This is a genomic window from Listeria ivanovii subsp. londoniensis (assembly GCF_000763495.1).
Lineage (GTDB): Bacteria > Bacillota > Bacilli > Lactobacillales > Listeriaceae > Listeria > Listeria londoniensis.
This window is the reverse complement of the sequence record NZ_CP009576.1, coordinates 1,033,045-1,053,654: the sequence shown is the minus strand read 5'-3', so window position 1 is coordinate 1,053,654 and position 20,610 is coordinate 1,033,045. Positions and strand designations below refer to the sequence as shown.

Here is a 20,610-nt window from a genome sequence, read left to right as displayed (position 1 = left end):
TCTTTCATTCCAAGATAGCTGATTTAACGTAATGATAAATATCACGCTTTGAGCTAGCCATTCTAATTTTTTTAATTCTTTCTTCATCTAATGCTAGTTTCATCAATTGCTCCACCAGCAAATGTGCTTCTTTTGTTTTTAAAGCCAGTGTGAAAATAACGTGCACCGGCTCCTCGTACCTATCATAAAATAAAATACCATCTTCAATGACTGTCACGCCAAGCCCGTCCTTTAAAACTCCATCGCTAGCCCCTGCATGAGCAATGACCACACCAGGCGCAATGACCATATAAGGCCCATACATTTTTAAATTCTCCATGATTTTTTCATGATAGCTTGGTTCCACTACTTGTAAATTTTCGAGACATTTCGTTCCGATTTTAATTGCTTGGCGCCAAGTCGGGCAATAGTTTTCTAGTTCGATTGCTCGTTCGGTAAAATAAAATGGGGGAATAACTTTTTTAGGTGCTTCGCCTTCATCGGATATAAGCGCTTCCAATAAATCAAATTCTAATTTACTCAAATTATTTATTTGCGTATTTTCCCCAATGATAGCGAGGATTTTACTGAACTTATTAATAATCTGTTTATCATCTTTCACAAGTTTCATTCGTAAATGTTTTTGCAAAAGTTCCATATCTTCTTTTTGGAGATAACTGTGAATCCGTAATACATTGGAATCATGCATGTCAGGTAAATCCACCGTGCTAATGACAAAATCAAATTCATTCATCATTTCTCGTTTAAATTTGCGCAGACCAATAGTTTGGATCGACTCGAATTCAAACATTTTCTTTAATTGAATCGCAATCATTTTGGAAACCGCTACACCTTCTGGACAGATAATCAGCAAATTTGGTTTCAAATCTTCTGTTTGCCTGTTTCGCTGTACTTCAGAAGCAAAGTAAATCGCTAAAAACGAAATTTCCTGTGAACTTACTGAAATGGGTAATAATGGTTTTAACGCCTCTAGACTTTCTTTTACACGCATAAATATTTCGCTATTATCGCGCATAAACTCATGAAAAATCGGATTTTCAATACTAACTCCTGCTCGAACTCGTCTAATCATTAACTTAATATGCGCTTTAATCTGAGCAAAAAAATCTGTCTCTCCATTTATAAAATCCACTTGATAAATTTCACCCATTTGCTCGCATATCCCTGTTACAAACGTATCAATCACTGCTTCATCTTCCTGGCCATATTGATATTGTCTAAGCGAGCCAATAATCGTTTCTAGCGCTTGATCAAGTTGATCGGCCACGACGAAACTAGTTTGAAACTGAAAATCCACCTTCGCTTCATGTTGCTTCAGTAAAATCGCAATTAGTGTTAAATATAACTGTTCATCCATTGCTCGACTTGCATTTTCCTCAACCGAATGGGCTTCTAAATTTACTTCCTGCAAAATTTCTAACTCAAAAAGATTATAAAAAAATAACTCCCCTTTTTTCGACAAGCTATTTTCAGAATCTAAAAACTGATAGAATTCGCGAATATTAATAAAACGTAGAAAGCTTCTGGCAAAGAGGGATGATTTCGTTATCAGGTTTCCGGTCACTAGAAATCCGTGCCTAGGCTGATGAGATAAATCTAGATTATTTAAAAAAAGTTCGCCTTCGATTGCACGCAGATGGTTTAACACTGATGATCGTGAAATAAACAGCACTTCTTCAAAATAAGTAACCGGGAGCACCTCTTCAGTTAAAAGCAACTTAAGTAATAAGAATTGCTGCACTTCCTCTTGGCTGTAACGGTATTTTTTTGGTGTAATTTGTTGTTTAAATTTATTAACCACCGGGCTGATAATATTTTTTTCCGGAAGTAACACCCCTTTCCTTGTATGCCTGACGAGCGTGGGTAAAGTTTGCTCACTTAGAAAAACATCAATTTTTTCCAAGCTATAACGAACACTACGTTCCGAATGTCCAAGCGCACTTGAAATATAACTAATATTTTTAAAGTCTTCTTGCTCCATAAGAAAGTCTAAAATTTGAATACACTGCTGATTTAATTTCATCAGGTATCACTCCTCTTTCTGCACTAAATTTATCATTTTTATGATAAGGCTTACAATAAGCTATATAGCTATTTTTGTCAGATAGCTGTCGACAAAAAACTATCCATTTTACTATAACTGGAAAAAAATCACATCGGAATAGGTCGGACTTACTGAAAGCACAAAAAAACCTTTTATAGTCGCTATAAAAGGCCTATTAATTGAATTATTTATCTTTTTTTAGATAGAAAGTTAAAATAATTGCGATTAACACCATGAAAAATCCGACTATCGGCATGTAACTTAATCCTATATATTCGTTGACAGAACCACCGATAGAGGCTCCTAGTGCAATACCAAATCCTAAACTTAAGGTCATATCTATTAGCCCAGTATCGTCCATGATGTCTTTCCCACTGACAACATAAGCAGATAATCTTAAAATGTCCGCACTGGTACCTGTAACTTTTTGGCCAGTTAAATAATTAACTCCCTTTTTCCAAGAGTCACTCACTTTGCGTTCTAAGTCTTCTCCAGATAGTTCTGTATAAGAAATAGGAGGGGGAATCTTGGCCGTTTTTTTCAAGAAAGTCTTGTAATTCCTTGTTTTCTACTCGTTTACCATTTTTTTCGATTAACCACATGGTTATGTTTTCCCCTTGATTGTTCACACAGGTATAGGCGAAAAAGTGTAGTTTTCAAAACCATCAGAATAGGATTTTTGTCATTTTTCTGGAGCATTATCCAGCGTTTTTCATGAGTTGCAAGCTCGAGGTGACACGGTGCAGGTACCTGCCTTATCATTAAATGTCCCATTATCTGGTAATGCTTGTACTACACTCCAGTCGCACGAATGAGTTCATCCAGCGCACTAAAAAACTGGTCACGATTCTGTTCGAAATCCAAATACCTTTCTAGAATGTTCTCGTTTTCTATCGCCTTCAGTAATTGCGTATGGACACTTCTTGATTTCACGACGTAAATTTGTTCCATATCTGGTTTGGTGTTAGGCGCCGTCAATTACCTATGTAAATCTTCTTCTTTGCGCTGTAATTGACTGACTTTGGCCATTGCCTCTTGTAAAACTTTCGCATCAATCTGAGCTGAAGGCGAACTATCTACTTGGCTACCAAACTCTTGGATGTATTGGGCTAGACGTTCTTCGCTTTCATCTAATGTTTCTACTATACTTTGGGTAATACTTGTATACATACTAGAAAAATAGGCTTTCGATGTGGCAACGGCTGCTCCTTTTAGACTGCTGTTCTGGGAGTAATCCATAGCTGCTTCCTTGATTTTTCAATCAATTCTCGGGCAATAAATGGTTGCGTATATTTGATGTCTATCCCCCCCTAAATAACTGGCTGTAAATCCATATACACTAATTCCGATTTACTTTCCTTTCCATAAACTGCCTTTTTCCATCGAAAGCTGGAGTATCTATGCTAACTCACTTGCGGCTATATCTCCAAAACGTTTTCTAATACGTTGTTTGATTGCTTCCTTCTTAGTATCACACCTTTTTTTATTTTTATATCAACTTTTCCTATTATATCCAAAAAGCAGCCTTTTTCTAGCTTTTATCCCAGCTAAATAAATGGTATTTGGTCTAACTTTAAGGGTGCATTCACTACAGATAATCTGAATGAGATTACTGCTTTTATTTTCGTTTTAGTAAAAGTAAACCACCTGTAGAAATAGCTACTAATAGTAAACCAAGTCCTACTGTTGAAAACGGTGAATGATCTCCTGTTTCCGGAAGGATTATTTTGTCTTCTTTTGTTATTTCCGTAGTCTTTTCTACTATTCCGCCAGTTTCTTCTGGTGGGGTAGGCTGGATAACGATATCACTACCGGAATTATTACTATTAGCATTATCACCATCAGAATTTCCGCTATCATTTGGTGGTATTATTGGTTCTACAATGACAGTACGAGTGAAAGTTACTGCATTTCCGTCACTATCTGTCACTTCATAAACTACTTGATAAATCCCTGGAGTATTTACATCCACATTGTTAGATACAATTTGGATGCTTTCTGTTAACTCACCATCTTCTTTATCATAAGCGACTAAATCTGCCATTGGATCGAACTTATCGCCTGGATTGATTGTCATTGTATCATCCCCAGTTATTACAGGAGCTGATGTGACAATAACTGTTCGTGTAAAATTTGCTACATTCCCATCACTATCTGTTACTTTGTATGTCACTTCATATGTTCCCGGCACATCTGTATCTACCGGATTACTTATTACTTCGACTTCACTGGTCAAATCACCATCTTCTTTGTCTGTTGCTGCGATTGTACTCATTGGGTCAAACGTATCATCTGGATTTAAACGAGTTTCATTTTCTCCTGTGATGGTAGGTGCTTCTGTAACAATAATGGTTCTTATGAAAGTTGCAGTATTTCCATCGCTATCTGTCACTTCATAAGTCATCTCATACGTACCTGGTACATTGGTGTCTACCGGATTGTTTGTTACTTCTACTTCATTTGTTAGATTCCCATCTTCTTTATCCGTTGCAGCAATAGTACTCATCGGGTCGAACGTGTCACCTGGATTTAAATAAGTTTTATTTTCTCCTGTAATTATAGGTGCTGATGTGACAATAACTGTTTGTGTAAAAGTCGCCGTATTTCCATCACTATCCGTTACTTCATAGGTTACCTCGTAAGTACCTGGTACACTAGTGTCTACTGGATTGCTAGTAACTCTTACTTCACTTGTCAAATCTCCATCTTCTTTGTCTGTTGCTGTAATCGTATTCATCGGGTCAAAGGTATCTCCTGGTTGAAGTGTCGTGCTTGTATCGCCTGTAATAACGGGTATTTCATTACTAGTTATTTCAACAGATGCATCTGTTGCTTCTGCGGTATAGGATTCTTCATCAAAGTTCTCATCATTATAAGTTACACTTGTATCCGGAGTTGCTGCAGGGGTTACTATCTCCCCTCCTAACGAAATAGTCATGTTAATAGTTGCATCTTTTTCGATTGTATTTGTTTTAAAAGTTAAAGTACGCGTTACCTCATCATAACTCTCTTCTGAAATGGTTGCATCTGCCGAGGTCAAGCTACCAGGTGTGTAGCTTAATTCTGCTGGGATTTTAATAGAAAACGTATTATTCGCGGCTGGCATTCCCCCTGTGTTTGTTACTTGTAGATGGTAGTCCACCCCGTTCTTAACTTGGATACTCGGTTCAGAAAAGGTCCCAACTAATTCTAATACAGACGGTGTTGCAAATTGGATATTGTCTAGATAATTCCCTAATCCTGTATCCCCACCTGCACTACTTACAGCTCGAAACTGAAAACGAGTAGTCGTTTGCCCCTCTGGAATAACATAGGTTCCTTTGTAAAGTCCCCAATCAGTGTCTCCATCTGACATCTGACTTTGTTCAGTTAATACTCCTCCTGGGCTACCAAATTCTACTAGTGCAACGTCTACTCCTTGACGTCCTTTATGATAAACTTGCCAATGCACTGTCGTGCCCGGTGTCGTTGGCACATCTTGATAAAGCGCAGAATTTTCGTAAGCATTTAGTTCTGCCCACTGATTTCCACTTTGCGCATACATTATTTGCCTAGTTGTAGACTCCAAAAAGCCATTTTTTTGAATTTCAATTCTATTCTGACTATCTGTAGTTTCCCATCCTGGAACAGAAGACGAATCAAAAATCATGGACATTCGATTTGAAGGGACAACTGGTTCTTCAAAACTCCCATTTATCAATGAAACTTTAGTATCATCCGCTTGAATCTTTACTTTTATTGGTGCAGAAACCGCATTCACTTGTAAGCGATGCATATTTAATGGAATAATTGTCATTAAAACTAGAAATATGGCCGCAGTGCTTTTTACTATTTTCTTTCCCTTCATTTACATACACTCCTTTTATCCTTACTATTTAGTAGCATTATTTATTTCGTTACTATATAAGTATAACCTCCTTCATTCAAATATATAGTAATTTAACTCCACTCCTCTTTACCACAGTCAGCGCAAAGAACAAAACGAAAAAATAGCCATACTGTTTTTTAGCTTCTACTAATGCTGCTTCTGCTGTTTGAAATTGACCCAACAATAGCATTTCTTTTTCGCTGCTTTATAACAGCCCTTTTATGTAGCCAGTGTACTCCCGTCTGAAAGGACTTGATTTCCGCCAAGTACCACAAAATCTTCCCCTCTCATAATCTTTATTTTTCTTTTATTCTATAGGAAATGTTTCTATTTTTAATTATAGCATTATTGAAAAAATTATGAATACTAACTGAAAACTTTAGTTAAAATAATGGGAGAATTGGTTAGTTAATGCCATTATTTTCTATATCAAGTGAGAGCCTTTTGAAAAATAAAATTTACTAATGAGTAGTTTCATAAAACTTAGAATAGTTTATTCTTTCTTCCTTCGCCTATCCGGACTTTTCTTATCCACAAATAATGCTGTGAAAATTTGTGATAAACCAGCTACCATTTCAAAGCAAACAAAAATCCCTGAAAGTACAAGCATATCTTTCATGGCTTGATATTGTTGCATCCAGATTAAATAAATCATGGTGATGAAAAAAATAATCTACAATTAAGCATTCTTCTAATTTTTTCTATTCGTTAGAACTTATGAATCAATCAACCCACTTGAAAGATTCGAGTCCAACTCTTTTTTTATTCGATATACTGTCATCCGTGTCACTTTATTTTTTTCTGCAATCGCTTTTATAGATAGCTCATCATTTAACATTCGAACAATTTGATGATAAACTGCTTGTTTTTGTGGGTCTTTTGCATTTGCAGTATAAAGCTTCGGTCTCCCTTTGTACACTCCTTTTTCTTTTGCAATTGCTATCCCTTGCGCCTGTCTTCTTTTACTCTCAGTTCTTTCTCTTTCAGCAATCATAGCTAATAACTGAAGAATTAAATCCTTTACAAATTTATCCAATAAGGGGTCTGCCAATGGCTCACTTAACAAAGATACACTAGTGACCAATAAGCCAACATTTTTCTCTTTAAGAAAATTTACTGTCTGCACGATTTCTGTATAATTTCTCCCCAACTGGTCAATGGCTTCTACCATGAAAAAATCATCTTCATGCGCAAAATTTAATGCTCGATTAAATTCCTCTCGATTAATGACATTCGCACCAGATTTCTTCTCGACAAATATTTTTTCAGCTCCATGTCTCTTAAATTCTTCCATTTGTCGATCTAAATTATGATCAGTAGAACTCACACGTGCGTAGGCTATTATCATTGATAAAACCACCTCTTTTTCAAGCTAATTAATATACATCCTAATTATACAAAAGAAACGCTGTATTTGTAATAACCCATTGTGTCTACTTTGAGTATACCCCAATCATACGCACTGAATACACAATATTCCATCGTTGTTGGTCTTTTAAAAAAACTGGAAAGGTTATGCTAAAGTGGACACTAAAAATACGTGGATTTGAGAAAAGACACTTTCCTACAACGAAAAAACTACTCCATAGAATTTAAACGATAGGTTGCTTAGTCTTATCTTGATAGATAAGCATTCTGTAAGATTTGTTTCTAAACAACTAGAAGCGCATGAAAATACACTTTATCGCTGGGGAGCTGAGTATGAACAATATGTAGAACGAGCTTTTTCTGGAAGAGGAAGCCGTGAATTTGCTGCACAAAAAGAAAACAAGCGTTTAGAAAAAGAATATCGCCGACTGAAGGAGGCGTTGGCTCTCCTAAAAAAGTTCCAAATTTTTCTCAAGCAAAACCACAGGTAGTTTTTGACTATATTAAACGTAACCTGTCCAATGCCTGTTAAAAGAGCATGTGCTTATTTAGGTATATCACTCAGGCTACTATAAATTTTTACAATATATGCCTTGTCTCTTGAAATTGAAAACACTGCACTTGCTGAACCATCTTTTTCCTCAATTGAAAGATTCTCTCGTCATGGACAGCCTTGAAGAGGCGATTCATCGAGAAAAACTGCACAAAAAAGCTCCTAGAAAGCTAGGAGCTTAAAATAATTTTTATTCCCCATGTCTACTTGACAAGGAATGATTTATTTTGTTTTTTGTTACAATTACATGATTAATAAAAGTAGTTGGATTCATGCTCCATATATCCGAAATCATTTGGAGATTTCACATACTATTTTTTCCTAAATAGAACTAAGCTACCTGTAGAAAGTGCTACTAATAGTAATCCTAAACCATTGTAAAGCGGTGTATCCCCTGTTTTTGGTAGTTTTGTCATAATACTTTCTTCTTTTATAACTTTATTTGGTACTGATGCCTCAGGTAATACTGTTAAAGGAGTTACTGGTTCTTCAGGTGTTACTGGTTCTTCAGGTGTTAACGGATCATTCGGTATTGCAGGTATTTTCGTGTTTTCTTTTGTAACAGATACATCTGTATTATCTTCACTAATTGTAAATGCTACTGGTGTGCTATCTAATTCATATCCTGCCGGCGCTTTTGTTTCTACTAGTTGATAATCTCCTAGTTCTAGGTCAGCTACCGTTAATACTCCCTCTTCATTTGTTGTAAGTCCTGTTTGTATGGTTTCTCCTGATGCATTTTGTAACTCAAACTCTGCTCCTGCTAGTACTTCTCCTGTTACACTATCTGTTTTTGTTAATGTCGCGGAGCCTTTAATTGTTGAATTTTCTTTTGTGACAGTCACGTCAGTATTATCTTCACTAATTGTAAATGCTACTGGTGTGCTATCTAATTCATATCCTGCCGGCGCTTTTGTTTCTACTAGTTGATAATCTCCTAGTTCTAGGTCAGCTATAGTTAACACGCCTTCTTCATTCGTTGTCAATCCTGTTTGTAATGTTTCTCCTGATGCATTTTGTAATTCAAACTCTGCTCCTGATAATACTGTTCCTGTTTCACTATCTGTTTTAGTTAATGTTACAGAGCCTTTAATGGTTGAATTTTCTTTTGTAACCAAAACAGATTGATTATCTGCATCAACGGTAAATTGTACTGGTGTGCTATCTAGTTCATATCCTGCTGGCGCTTTTGTTTCTACTAGTTGATAAGTACCATACTTCAACTGCGATATAGTTATTTTTCCATCAGAATCAGTTGTGAGTCCCTCTTGTATAGTATCTCCAGTTGAGTTCACTAATTGGAATTCGGCTCCTTCTAGAGGATTTTTTTGTGCCGAATCATCTGTTTTAGTTAAAACTACTGAGCCATTTGTTCCATCACCATCACCATTTCCACCAAAGAAAGGTGTTTTGTTGGTGATTTCTTTTGTTGTATAATTATCACCTGTTAGCACACCAGAATTTGAGTAACTATCCGATGTCCCTCCATCTGTTGCCGTGGTAGTATAGGTAATTTTCACTGTATCCGTTAAATCACCTAAAGTTACTTTGAATCCACGGTCTGTTTGGACAAAATTGGAAGCCGGAACTTGATTTCCACTGTTGATAAATGTATTATCAGGTAGAATATCCCCATGATAAGCTCTTACTGAGTCAAAGTTTAAAACTTGATCAGGTCCGATAAAGTCTTCATAAACAGCATTTTCAATATTTGTTTTTGCATAATTCACCCTAACCGACCAGTGAATAAGTTCTGGGTTTTGACTATCCACATAGCCATACTTATGCGCTGTTTCATTTGGATTAATTTCAATAAGTGGGTCTACAACCACTACAATTTCATCTGATCCTCCACCTAATGGGAAATCTAGGGATAGTGAATCATCTCCCTCTGCAGATACAGTATCGAAATTAAATCCAGCCCAAAAATCAAGTGATCCCTTAATATCAGAATTGTTTTCCACGTAATCAGAAAATGTTATCGTTACTTTTCCAGTATCTCTTATCGCAACTACAGTACCTACAACATCTCCATTATCAGTTTTCAAGTCGAATTGTAAATTAGTTCTCAATACTAAGTCCGATGGTAAAGTAAAATCCATCGTATCCCCAGCTTTCACATCAACTGAATTAGGTATTTCCCAAGTATAATGAACCTTTATATCATCACGGTAACCAAAATCGGTTGATTCGTTACCATCCGTATCTTGTAGTTCAACTGTTTTCAAAAAATCTGATCCGTAACTTGTTGCGGCTTTTACATTACTTGTTTGTACTGTGACATTTAAAAATAAAATAATACTGAGAAACATTAGTCCTAGTTTTTTTAGGCTATTCCTCTTTGTTCTATTCGTCATAAAAACACTCCTTTAATAGTATACTTAGATTTTAGCTGAAAAAATTTAGTTGCATTGTGTAATTTACAACTCATTATTAAAAATATATGTACAATTGATGAACAATTGGTTTTTAGTTATGATAAAACCTTCATCCCTTCTGATTTTATTTTATCATTTATATAGCCACCGCTTACTTTATCTTCTATTTATGTAGGCTTATTTATTTCTCAAAAGTGTAGATACCTTACTTTTAATTCCGTATACTACAATTATAATCCATACTGTAAATATCAACTTAGGTTACTTCTTCAACAGAAGTATAACCTCTCATTCTTTAATTATTAGTTTGTTTAATTACTTATTTCATCTATAAATTACTCTTAAAACAATATTTTTAGGCAACACCTCTTTTTAAAAATTTGAATTTTTGTTAAAAGATAGTTATAAAACCAGGTCAAATGTGATAGAAATTCCACTAGATTATTCGGAAGGGTAGGTTCTCCTTTCGACTTCCTTGGAACAAAAAAGAAAATATAAAAGCCCACTTTTCTCCACTATCTTCTACAATATTAGCAGGTAAATTATCTCTTTAATGTATTATTAATACGTTTTCACTACTTCTTTGTGAACAATTAACCTCTAATACATAAGTAATATCAATTGTTCTAAAAATATGAAGAAATATTTTTAGAACTTATAATAATGGCCTTCCCCAAAAGGTTTGTAGAATATTCTGTAACTAAGGAATTGTATACATTAAGTTATATCTAATCATTAAGTAGAATTTAAAAAGAGAAAACATAAAATGTCTTCTCCTACAGTACTTGATTATTCATAAGAAACTATTAAATTGCCAAACCGTTTTAAAATTTTATAACTGACTATATATTTTTGTGCTTATCGTTATATTACTAAAAAAACGTGTATTATATAATTGGATTTTTTTCACATACAATATATCTTATTCTATCCTTTTTTGCCTCACACTGCTCATGTGTCAAAATCATTTAGTTAGCTCCTTTGCATTTCCAAAAAATTCACAATACAATGATTCATAATTGAAATATTACCAGTCTACTCAATGAGATGAGCTTGCAAGAACAATAAAGGTTAACTCGTGATTTTCGACTCACGTTTTTCGTTTTCTAAAATTGGAGAATTATTAATCCAAGTAAGCGACATTCTTTATTTAATTTTACTCTCTGTTTTATAATCGTATTGATAAATTACTTGCCCATTTTCTTTTTTAATTTTGTACTGATAACGTCCATCCCAAGTATAAACAAAGTCACCTTTTGCATAGAAAGCTGAACTTGCGTAATTTTCATTGTCGCCAAAACCATCGAGTTCATTTACCAAATCTAATTTCCAAAATACTTTATGCTCTTTTAATGAAATAATTGCTAGTGTTTTATTGGTACTATTGCGTGCTGCTTCATAAGTAACCAGCACCCTATCTTCTCCAACATCAGTATTGCCTATGATAACTTCCATCAACTCTGGATAAAGTTGGTTGATTTTTTCAGTAGTCGAATTTTCTTCATTTATAGTTGATTTATTTGTTCCATGTATGAAATCTTTATATGCTATTTTTTCGGTAATTTTATTGGTCGCAAAATCCATCTTATAATAAAATCCATCTAAACCATAAAAATATAAAGTATTAGGATTAACTAGCACAAAATCTGTTTTATCATAACTCATATTATTGGCTAATACAGGAAACTTCTTTATTAATTCAGCTTCTGTCATGGACACATCTCCAGTTGCTGGATCTAAAAAGTATAATTTTTCTTTGTTTCTGTTTATAACAAGTAAACCATTGGTTGTAGGTCCAATATAATTTGTTGCATTCCCAACTTGCTTACTCCATATCTTTTTACCAGAATGTAAATCTACTGAACTAATTGCCACTGCTCTTGATATGTAAGTAAACCCATGTTCTCGACCAGTTATTGTATCTTTTTCTATTTGAGAAATAGCTACTAGTTTTCCGTCTATGTCAGAAACATTGACTCGGGAATCCATAGAATAACTTGATGGTGCTAGTATATTACTTATAATCCATAAAACTACTGAAAAAAAGATAAATTCTATCACTAACAAATAAATTACCATTGATAATAATTGTATAAAGGATTTATTTTTCCCTTTAAACCAAAAGAAAATAGTTAGAAAAATCGATAAAAAAATGATTCCATAAATTGCTAATAGTATGATAGTAGCTGAAGTCCATCCAGTGAACAACCAACTTTCCAAATTACTAGGTTGAAGACACAGCAATAATAAAGATCCTAGCAAAAAATTAGTTATAAGTCCAACAACCATAGTCTTTTTACGTTTCCCCTCAGTCATTACCTCCCTAGAGCCTTCCTCGGCTCTATTTCGATAGTAAATTGATTGTAAGGGGATACTTATTAATCTTAAATATACAATTGCAAGCACTACATTATGAATCGTGTCTTGATTAAAAGTAAAAAGCGCTAACCGATTTTCAAATAATTCTGATATCATTCCCATTATACTTAGATCTCCTTTTAATATGCCTTAGCAAATTTGTATTATACTTCCACCAATTAAATGAACCCCTACCCTTTGCTAAGTGAGCATAAAGTAAATCATTTTCGGTCATTATCCATTCATTCCAGTAAATTCCATTTCATATCCATCACCTAAAGTTTCTATGCTTAATGCATGCCTACCAAAATAATCAGGTGAAGTTACTAAATTAATCTCGAAAGTCTCTTCGCCATAAAAATATACACTACTAATAAAAATGCTTTCTTTTATTGTTTTAGCATCGATGGTTTCCATTAAAATCATACCATCTGGTAGTTTACATTTTCCTTTTTTAATTATGTCTTTACTTACAAAATCATTAAAATTATCTAGAAAATCTTCTGCTTCTAAAGCAAATGAAATAAAATTGTCTTTGTTATTCTCTATCCATGCAAGTTTTGTAGCAATATTTTCTTTTGCTTTTATTTTTTTCAGAATATTTTCAATGTTTACGGGTTGAACTCTTTCAAAACAATACTAAACTAGTTACCATATCCAGCTTCCAACAGCCAGTTTCCTTTGGATGTCCTAAACCCTAATTATTATAACAATAATTCTCATCTTTAGATTAACCTAATTACACAGTTTCATTGTTTATTTGTGACAATATATCAAAATCATGGTCGTCTAGAAACACCTTTACAAATCCGTTATTGACAAATACTAATCTTCATCTTTTATTTCGTATTATCAAAACTTAGACCACTTTTCGTAGTGACAGAAATGGAATGGCTATACTCGAATGGACAGTATAAAGAAGCGGATTTGAAAAAAAGAGTCCAACATGAAAAGAAAAAGTTAAAGGAGGAACTGGTGTGAGGCCTTTTTCTGCTACTTTTTTAAGCAGGTAATTACGAAAAATCCAGCCATCATTTAAAGAGTTTTGTTTTAAGTTTAAGATACGCTCGATTTTTGCTTCACTAGTGTTTAGGTCCGCGGCAATTTCTGCAATTGTTAAATTAGTTAAAGCTAGATTTTCAGCCAGTTCTTGTTTAGTTGCTATCTTTTGATCTTTAGTTAATGACATATAAATTCCACCTTTTATAAAGGTAATAGTTTTTCAGCATTTTTATAGGCAATTTTTGCTTTATTTGCATCACTTAAATCTAAACTGTCTAAAAAAGTTCCTGCATTTTCAGGTTTCACAAAAAGATAGTCTAGCGCGTAAATAATATGCTCTTCATCTAGTTCATTTAATAAAAATTTCCATTCATTTTTGTATAACAAACCGCTTGGAGCAAGGCTGAATCGATTTTTTTAGATGTAATCGCTGGAGATATCCTCAGAATTTGTTTATTAAAGGAAATTACTTTTTCAGACAATCTTTTTGTTCCCAATTATTTGGCGAGGATGATTTTAAATCTAGGCTTAGAAATTAGCTTCAATCAGCACAAGTATACAAATCAGCAGTTGGATGAATTAATTTCCGAAATTATTCATTTTTTGGCAAAATAAAAAAGCCTAAGTTGACCTCAGACTTGTTGTTTTCTAATCAATCATTTTTTTGAAATTTAGTCGTTTATTTAATAGATACATCAGTGGAATTCCGATACCCATTACTATAAATTCGCTTAGAGCTGTTGTCGCCCAAGTAATTAAGAATGGTAAATCAAAGACAATAACTAACTCCCAAGCAATAATTGCCATTGTTATGGAGAAAAGAATCGTGTTAATAATCATTCGTGGGATAATTCCTTTTACGTATTTAGAAATTCCAATCATTAGTAAAAGTGAAATGGCAGATTGAGCTACGCCGAAAACCAAATCGATCCAACCCAACCCGGAAAAGAACAAATTGGTAATAAACACGCCAAGAATAATTCCCCAAAAATACTTTTTATTAAAGACAATCAGGTGGTTAAAAATTTCTGGCAAACGAAACTGTAATGCCATAAAACCAATTGGTGCAACAACCATACCAAGCACCACATAAAGTGCAGCAATAATGGCATTCACCGTTAATATTTTCATTTTCATTATTATTCCTCCTAGTTTTTTTACGTGGGATGGTATGAATGAACCACGTGTGGCAGCAAAAATTTGCCAACAAGCTATTTTCTCATAGATGGAGGTCAATGTAAATGATGTTTTTCTTACTATACAATGAAGTTCCGTATAATAACATCAAAAAAGCGGCTACCAAATGGTAACCGCTTTGTAGTATGATTTTATTTAGATTTTTGTGAGTAGCTTCCTTTGTTTCCGCCACCACTTGGACGTTGTTCGCCGTTTCCACGACGATCACGATTTCCGCCGCCAGAACCGTTTCCACCACCGGAACCGCCGCCGCTACGACGACCTTTTCCACTGTTGTTACGATCGCGATAGCTTCCGCCTTTACCGCTTCCGCCGCGATAGCCGCCGCCACCTTTGCCGCCTTTACCATTTCCACCTTTACCTTTGTAGCCGCCACCACCACGAGATGGTAATGGACGCTCTTCGGTAATATGAACTGGTGTTTTGTCTGGTTCTTTAGCTAGCATTTTAAGCATTGCAGCTGCGATGTCTGTTGCATCATATTTTTCTAATAATTCATTAGCAAAAGTTTTGTAATCGGCAAGATTTTCTTCTGTAATTGCTTCTTGAATTTTTTCTGTTGCTACACGTAATTGGCCTGCAAAAGCTTCGTCCCAAGTAGGAGCTTGAAGTGGCTGCATACGTTTTTTCGTAGTTTCTTCTACGATACGCAGGTAACCCATTTCACGAGGTTGTACGAATGTAATTGCCATACCTTCTTTACCAGCACGACCAGTACGACCAATACGGTGAACATAGCTTTCTGGATCTTGAGGAATGTCATAGTTATATACGTGAGTTACGCCGGAAATATCAAGTCCACGTGCTGCTACGTCTGTTGCAACTAGAACATCAATTTTCCCCTCTTTAAATTTGCGCAGTACGCTCATACGTTTTGCTTGCGTTAAGTCACCGTGGATACCTTCAGCCACGTAACCACGCATATCAAGCGCACGAGATAATTCATCTACACGACGTTTTGTACGACCAAAAACAATAGCAAGTTCTGGTGCTTGTACGTCTAGCAAACGCGATAATACGTCAAATTTTTCTTTTTCGTGCACTTTTACGAAGAATTGTTCGATTAATAGTGCAGTCATTTCTTTCGCTTTAATACGAATAAGTTCTGGGCTATGCATGAAACGTTCACCAATACGGCGAATTGGATCAGGCATTGTTGCAGAAAATAGTAAAGTTTGACGTTCTGCTGGTACTTCTTTAAGAATAGTTTCGATATCGTCAATGAAGCCCATGTTTAGCATTTCGTCTGCTTCATCTAGTACAAGTGTTTCCACGTTGTCTAGTTTCAGTGTGCGACGGTTAATATGATCCAAAATACGTCCTGGCGTACCAACTACGATTTGTGGGTTTTTCTTAAGTGAACGGATTTGACGGCTGATATCACTACCACCATAAACCGCTAGCACACGTACATGTTTGTCATAGCTGAGTTTATAAAGCTCTTCTGAAACTTGGATTGCAAGTTCCCGTGTTGGAGCGATAATTAAAGCTTGTACGTTATTACTTTTTTGGTCAATTTTGTGAATCATTGGTAGACCAAAAGCGGCTGTTTTACCAGTACCTGTTTGTGCTTGTCCGATTAAGTCTTTACCTGCTAATCCTAGTGGAATTGTTTTTTCTTGGATTGGCGTTGCTTCTTCAAACCCCATCCGATTTACTGATTTTACAATTTTTTCGTCCAGTCCGAACTCCGAAAATTTTGTCAATGTCATTTCTCCTTTACCTGTTTAAAGTTTGGTAGGAGAGCTACTTTTATAATTCATCACAATACGCTTATTACGATTGTTTGTCTGTTCATTTGCAGTTGTTTTTATGAAAACTGCTATCTTTCATTTTCATTTTTCTGCAATAGAAAAGCCTGGGCGCACCAAGCAAAATGATTCACGGCATCAGAATTTTTCTCTGCCATTATAGCAGTTCTAACGCATCAAATAAAAAAGCCCTCATTAATCACTAGGCTAAATTTAAACCTAATAAACTTCCATCTATCATCATAACATACTAATCTTTTCTTTTCAACGTCAAAAGCTTATAATTGAACGTTATTATCGAATAAAAAACCTATTTATTTCTTAATTGTACGATTATCAGTGGCTTTTAGGTTTTTTCAACTACTTTCTCTTTTCAAAATAGCTGAAAATCACGAGAATATGATTTTCAGCTATTTATTAATCCCATAAAGTTAAAACATCTTTTTTCAAGTCATTCATTATTTTTTCGGCGATTTCTTTCGTTTCACCTGTGCTTTGGAAATAAATCTTGCATTTTGGTTCTGTTCCTGATGGGCGAATCGCAAACCAAGAATTGTTTTTTAAATAGAATTTTAAAACATTTTCTTTTGGCAAATTGATTGGCGATACTTTTCCGTTTGTAAGATTAACGCGTTCGCTTGCCTCGAAATCCTCCACTCTGCTTATCTCCGGAATAAACATCGGCTGCTTACGTAACATTTCCATTACTTGGATCATCTGTTCTTTCCCGTTAGCACTTTCGAGTGTTATTGTATGCAATATTTCTTCGTAGTATCCATATTTTTCATATAAACGAGTCAATTTCCGAAGCAAGGTAGTGCCTTCTTTTTTATAATAAAGAGCCATTTCCGACACGAGTAACGCCGCTTGGACTGCATCTTTATCACGAACAAATGGCGCGATTAAATAGCCATAACTTTCTTCATAACCGAAGACAAACTGAGCTTTTCCTTGTTCCATCTCCGCGATTTTTTCACCAATGAATTTAAAGCCAGTCAGCGTTTGGATATGGTTGATGCCGTGTTCAGTCGCAATTTTCCCGCCCAAGTCTCCGGTTACAATCGTATTAATCATCGTATCTTCTGATGTTAAATTGGGTTTCGCTGCTAAAATATAATCAAGTAACAATGCGCCTAACTGATTTCCAGTCAAAATTTGGTACTCGCCATTTTTCGTTAAAACTGCTACTCCGAGACGATCTGCATCAGGATCGGTTGCTAAAATAATGTCAGCGTGGATGTTCTTGGCTTGTTTTTTAGCAAGTTCGAAACTATTTACTTCTTCCGGATTTGGCGAAACAACAGTTGAAAAATTACCATCTGGCTCACTTTGCTCTGGTACAATTGCTACATTAGAAAAGCCGTTTTCGGTAAGACCTCGCATGACAAGTTCTTTTCCAGCACCATGTAGCGGTGTGTAACAAACAGTTAGTTCACTCCCATAATCCGCCAGCAGGTCACGCCGGAAAACAACTTTTTGAAGCGCTTTTAAATAAGCATCGTCCATTTCTTTTCCAAGAGGTGTAACAAGCAAGTTAGGAAGTTCGCGAATCGGGATTGTAAAAATATTCGTTATCCGCTCTAGGTACGTTGCAATTTCTTCAGCAGTGTCTAAAGTTATTTGACAGCCATTTTTATCATATACTTTAAAGCCATTATAAATAGATGGATTGTGGCTTGCGGTAATAACGACGCCAGCAAATGCAGCTTTTTCTCGCACGCAAAATGATAATGCCGGAGTTGGTCGAATCGTATTGGAAAGATAGACGCGCACACTTAGCGCCGAGAGAACCTTCGCTGTCTCTCTTGCAAACAAGCTCGAATTATTTCTCGAGTCATAAGCAATGGCAACACCACTTTCTGCGCCTCCGTTTGCCACGACATATTCACCAAGTGCCCGAGCCACTCTTCTAATAGTAAAAATGTTCATTCGTTTAGAACCAATGCCCATTTTCCCACGCATACCACCAGTTCCAAAAGTTAAGTAGCCTTCAAAGCGATCCTGTTCTGCTTCCACTTGCTTTAATTCCGCTTTCCAGTCGTCTGATAAGTCAGCTTCCTGCCAATCTTTCAAATAGTTTTGCCAAGTCATTTACTTTCCACTTCTAACTGGCGCAAAATCTCGCTTATTTTCAGATCACAACCAGCCATCGAGGTATCTGCTACGCCGTAATACATATGCAGTGTGTCGCCTTCTTGAATTGCTCCACAAGCAAAAACAACATCTCCGAAGAAACCATTTTTTTCATAATCCGCTTCTGGCTCCAAAATTGGTGTAGTCGTTCTTTTTAGGACAATCGTTGGGTCAGCTAAGTCAAGTAGTGCAGCGCCCATCACATAACGATTTTCTTCCGTTGCACCGTGATACAAAATCAACCACCCTTCTTCAGTTTTAATTGGTACACAACCACCGCCAACACGCCCGCTGTCATATTCTCCTGGTCGAATACCAAGTAAATGACGATGATCGCCAAAACTACGTAAATCAGGGGAAGAAGCAATCCAAATGTCTAAATTACCAATACTTTTTAAGCTTGGACGATGAAGCGCATAATACTTCCCACTAATTTTTTCTGGAAAAATAAGGACATCTTTATTTTCAGGAGCAAAAATATTTCCTTGATACTCTAAGTTTTCAAAGTCTTTCGTTGTGATAAGGGCATCTGCTACACCAAACTCCGATACAGCACTGAAATTCACATGATAGGTATCACCGATTTGTGTCACACGAGCATCTTCAATTCCAAACGTTTGATATTCATTGAATGGATATAAAAATGGTTTTTCGTCTAAAGTGAAATGATGACCATCTTTACTACGGGCAATTCGAATATAAGAAAGCGAAGTTAAATAAGAAAAACCTTCTAGTTTTGCTTTATGACGAATCATTCGCGGATCTTCAAAATCATATTTTTCATCATCTAAACGAAATGATTGTAACTCTAATTTTTCTTCTTTTGCATTATAAACTGGTGCAAGAACTATTTCTGGGTTTTCACTTACTGGTTTCTCAGCAACACGAAGCAGTAAAAGTACTTCGCCGTTGTATTTTGCAACACCGCCGTTAAACGCACCGATTACTTCAAATCCGTCGTGAATCGGTTTTACGTCTAGTGGTGTAATTAATGGGTTTTCTTCATAACGATAAATATTCATTTGTCTACAAAACTCCTACTATTAGTTATTTTTAAATGGATCTGGAATGATTATTTTTTGCGCGTCTGAATCACCAATTCCAGCATAAAGCTCTGCATATCCGTCCGATTTTCTAATTAAACCACCGCTAAATACAACATCAGCTAAATCAGGTCTTTTCGGCTCACTTGGCGCAAAATTCGCTCGTTCCGCAATAATTTTTTCTTGTTCGATTTGTGTAAAGTCATCCTTTAATTGAAAACTACAGGAATAATAATGGCGATTACCAGTTTCGTCAAAACAAGCAATATGACCAAGAACACCTATCTTACCATCCTCAAGTAAATGAATCTCATTCCCGCCGCCCCATTCTTCCCCAGAAAAATTCCGATTCAAAAGTGGTGCTGCAATGATTTTTTCGTTTGTTAATTCGTCTAAAGAATCAATAACAGTTGCGCCAATTTTTCCGCGTCCGCCTTTTTCGCCTTGAGGTCTGGTTAAAACCAAAATCCGACCATCCGCTAATTCTTTGATTCGTAAGTCTTTCATTCCAATTGGTCCGGTAAGAATTTTCTCGAATTGCATTAGAGATTTCGCGCGATATAAATTTGTACGCCAATCTAGTTTCGTCGGATCCGTTTCTTTTTCAAATACTTCTACGCCACCTAAAATAAGTTCTCCTTGCACAAAAGTAACAAAAGGATCTTGCAGGGCTAAAACTGTTGTATTTTCTACGATTTGATAGTTGTCTTCCGCTGTTTTTTCAAAAAAGTGTACTTCCGCTAACTCACTATCGCGTGATTCCACTCGGCCAGCGATAAATTCTTTTCCGAGCCACTGAAATGGCGCTGTAATATTATAAACATCTTTGTCTACCACTCCGTTCAAATGGATTTTCGTACCATTTGCCGTAGCCGTTTCACGGTATTCTTTTAGTAATACTTGAATTTGTTTCAT

Annotated in this window: 13 protein-coding genes and 3 pseudogenes; 1 reads left to right on the top strand and 15 read right to left on the bottom strand. The window is 35.7% G+C overall.

Annotated elements, in window-relative coordinates; all coding sequences use genetic code 11:
- Positions 1 to 4: 4 nt before the first annotated feature.
- The 5 genes and pseudogenes from JL53_RS05055 to JL53_RS05035 all read right to left on the bottom strand — a co-directional run bounded on the left by JL53_RS05055 (position 5) and on the right by JL53_RS05035 (position 7,260).
- A complete protein-coding gene (locus JL53_RS05055) occupies positions 5 to 2,023 on the bottom strand; it encodes a BglG family transcription antiterminator (protein ID WP_038406962.1) in 2,019 nt (672 codons plus the stop codon).
- 205 nt (positions 2,024 to 2,228) lie between these two features.
- Positions 2,229 to 2,372, bottom strand: a pseudogene (locus JL53_RS16010) (MFS transporter); the annotation flags it as partial.
- Positions 2,352 to 3,298, bottom strand: a pseudogene (locus JL53_RS15715) (T7SS effector LXG polymorphic toxin); the annotation flags it as partial. The pseudogenes JL53_RS16010 and JL53_RS15715, both read right to left, overlap by 21 nt.
- Before the next feature lie 364 nt (positions 3,299 to 3,662).
- A complete protein-coding gene (locus JL53_RS15155) occupies positions 3,663 to 5,891 on the bottom strand; it encodes an immunoglobulin-like domain-containing protein (RefSeq protein WP_052010566.1) in 2,229 nt (742 codons plus the stop codon).
- 736 nt (positions 5,892 to 6,627) lie between these two features.
- A complete protein-coding gene (locus JL53_RS05035) occupies positions 6,628 to 7,260 on the bottom strand; it encodes a recombinase family protein (protein ID WP_038406961.1) in 633 nt (210 codons plus the stop codon).
- A gap of 271 nt (positions 7,261 to 7,531) precedes the next feature.
- Between JL53_RS05035 and JL53_RS05030 the strand changes: the two genes are divergently transcribed.
- The gene (locus JL53_RS05030; RefSeq protein WP_158423283.1) at positions 7,532 to 7,771 is read left to right on the top strand and encodes a transposase; all 240 of its coding nucleotides are present in this window, start codon (positions 7,532 to 7,534) and stop codon (positions 7,769 to 7,771) included.
- A 373-nt stretch (positions 7,772 to 8,144) separates the two neighbouring features.
- Here JL53_RS05030 and JL53_RS05025 read toward each other — a convergent pair whose 3' ends face one another.
- The 10 genes and pseudogenes from JL53_RS05025 to JL53_RS04975 form a co-directional block, all read right to left on the bottom strand.
- The gene (locus tag JL53_RS05025; protein ID WP_038406960.1) at positions 8,145 to 10,190 is read right to left on the bottom strand and encodes a SpaA isopeptide-forming pilin-related protein; all 2,046 of its coding nucleotides are present in this window, start codon (positions 10,188 to 10,190) and stop codon (positions 8,145 to 8,147) included.
- A 1,167-nt stretch (positions 10,191 to 11,357) separates the two neighbouring features.
- On the bottom strand, positions 11,358 to 12,692 hold the full coding sequence (locus JL53_RS05020; RefSeq protein ID WP_038406959.1) for a PA2928 family protein: 1,335 nt from the start codon (positions 12,690 to 12,692) through the stop codon (positions 11,358 to 11,360).
- Positions 12,693 to 12,803: 111 nt separating this feature from the next.
- A complete protein-coding gene (locus tag JL53_RS05015) occupies positions 12,804 to 12,986 on the bottom strand; it encodes a hypothetical protein (RefSeq protein ID WP_003719064.1) in 183 nt (60 codons plus the stop codon).
- Positions 12,987 to 13,428: 442 nt separating this feature from the next.
- Positions 13,429 to 13,758, bottom strand: a complete 330-nt coding sequence (locus tag JL53_RS05010; RefSeq protein WP_234288391.1) for a DUF2316 family protein — start codon at positions 13,756 to 13,758, stop codon at positions 13,429 to 13,431.
- A 14-nt stretch (positions 13,759 to 13,772) separates the two neighbouring features.
- A pseudogene (locus JL53_RS05005) lies at positions 13,773 to 13,973 on the bottom strand (amidohydrolase family protein); the annotation flags it as partial.
- A gap of 246 nt (positions 13,974 to 14,219) precedes the next feature.
- Positions 14,220 to 14,708, bottom strand: coding sequence for a QueT transporter family protein (locus tag JL53_RS04995; RefSeq protein WP_003719060.1), 489 nt, complete (start codon positions 14,706 to 14,708; stop codon positions 14,220 to 14,222).
- A gap of 191 nt (positions 14,709 to 14,899) precedes the next feature.
- Entirely contained in the window at positions 14,900 to 16,474 is a 1,575-nt protein-coding gene (gene cshA, locus JL53_RS04990) for a degradosome RNA helicase CshA (RefSeq protein ID WP_074673835.1), read from the bottom strand.
- Positions 16,475 to 16,936: 462 nt separating this feature from the next.
- Complete coding sequence (locus JL53_RS04985; protein ID WP_003719057.1) at positions 16,937 to 18,610, bottom strand: phospho-sugar mutase; 1,674 nt, start codon at positions 18,608 to 18,610, stop codon at positions 16,937 to 16,939.
- The gene (locus tag JL53_RS04980; RefSeq protein WP_038406957.1) at positions 18,607 to 19,674 is read right to left on the bottom strand and encodes a BtaManbiosPhlase; all 1,068 of its coding nucleotides are present in this window, start codon (positions 19,672 to 19,674) and stop codon (positions 18,607 to 18,609) included. Before JL53_RS04980 ends, JL53_RS04985 begins: the two co-directional genes overlap by 4 nt.
- Positions 19,675 to 19,695: 21 nt before the next feature.
- Positions 19,696 to 20,610 carry an MTP-1 family protein gene (locus JL53_RS04975; protein ID WP_003719055.1) on the bottom strand — a complete coding sequence of 305 codons (915 nt, stop codon included), beginning with the start codon at positions 20,608 to 20,610 and terminating at the stop codon, positions 19,696 to 19,698.

What these genes read in the sequence shown, in the direction of transcription:
- JL53_RS05020 (WP_038406959.1), bottom strand. Translation starts at nt 12,692, where the DNA reads ATGGGAATGATATCAGAATTATTTGAAAATCGGTTAGCGCTTTTTACT.
- JL53_RS04985 (WP_003719057.1), bottom strand. Translation starts at nt 18,610, where the DNA reads ATGACTTGGCAAAACTATTTGAAAGATTGGCAGGAAGCTGACTTATCA.
- JL53_RS05025 (WP_038406960.1), bottom strand. Translation starts at nt 10,190, where the DNA reads ATGACGAATAGAACAAAGAGGAATAGCCTAAAAAAACTAGGACTAATG.
- JL53_RS05035 (WP_038406961.1), bottom strand. Translation starts at nt 7,260, where the DNA reads ATGATAATAGCCTACGCACGTGTGAGTTCTACTGATCATAATTTAGAT.
- JL53_RS04975 (WP_003719055.1), bottom strand. Translation starts at nt 20,610, where the DNA reads ATGAAACAAATTCAAGTATTACTAAAAGAATACCGTGAAACGGCTACG.
- JL53_RS05055 (WP_038406962.1), bottom strand. Translation starts at nt 2,023, where the DNA reads ATGAAATTAAATCAGCAGTGTATTCAAATTTTAGACTTTCTTATGGAG.
- JL53_RS05010 (WP_234288391.1), bottom strand. Translation starts at nt 13,758, where the DNA reads ATGTCATTAACTAAAGATCAAAAGATAGCAACTAAACAAGAACTGGCT.
- JL53_RS05015 (WP_003719064.1), bottom strand. Translation starts at nt 12,986, where the DNA reads ATGGAAACCATCGATGCTAAAACAATAAAAGAAAGCATTTTTATTAGT.
- JL53_RS04995 (WP_003719060.1), bottom strand. Translation starts at nt 14,708, where the DNA reads ATGAAAATGAAAATATTAACGGTGAATGCCATTATTGCTGCACTTTAT.
- JL53_RS15155 (WP_052010566.1), bottom strand. Translation starts at nt 5,891, where the DNA reads ATGAAGGGAAAGAAAATAGTAAAAAGCACTGCGGCCATATTTCTAGTT.
- JL53_RS04980 (WP_038406957.1), bottom strand. Translation starts at nt 19,674, where the DNA reads ATGAATATTTATCGTTATGAAGAAAACCCATTAATTACACCACTAGAC.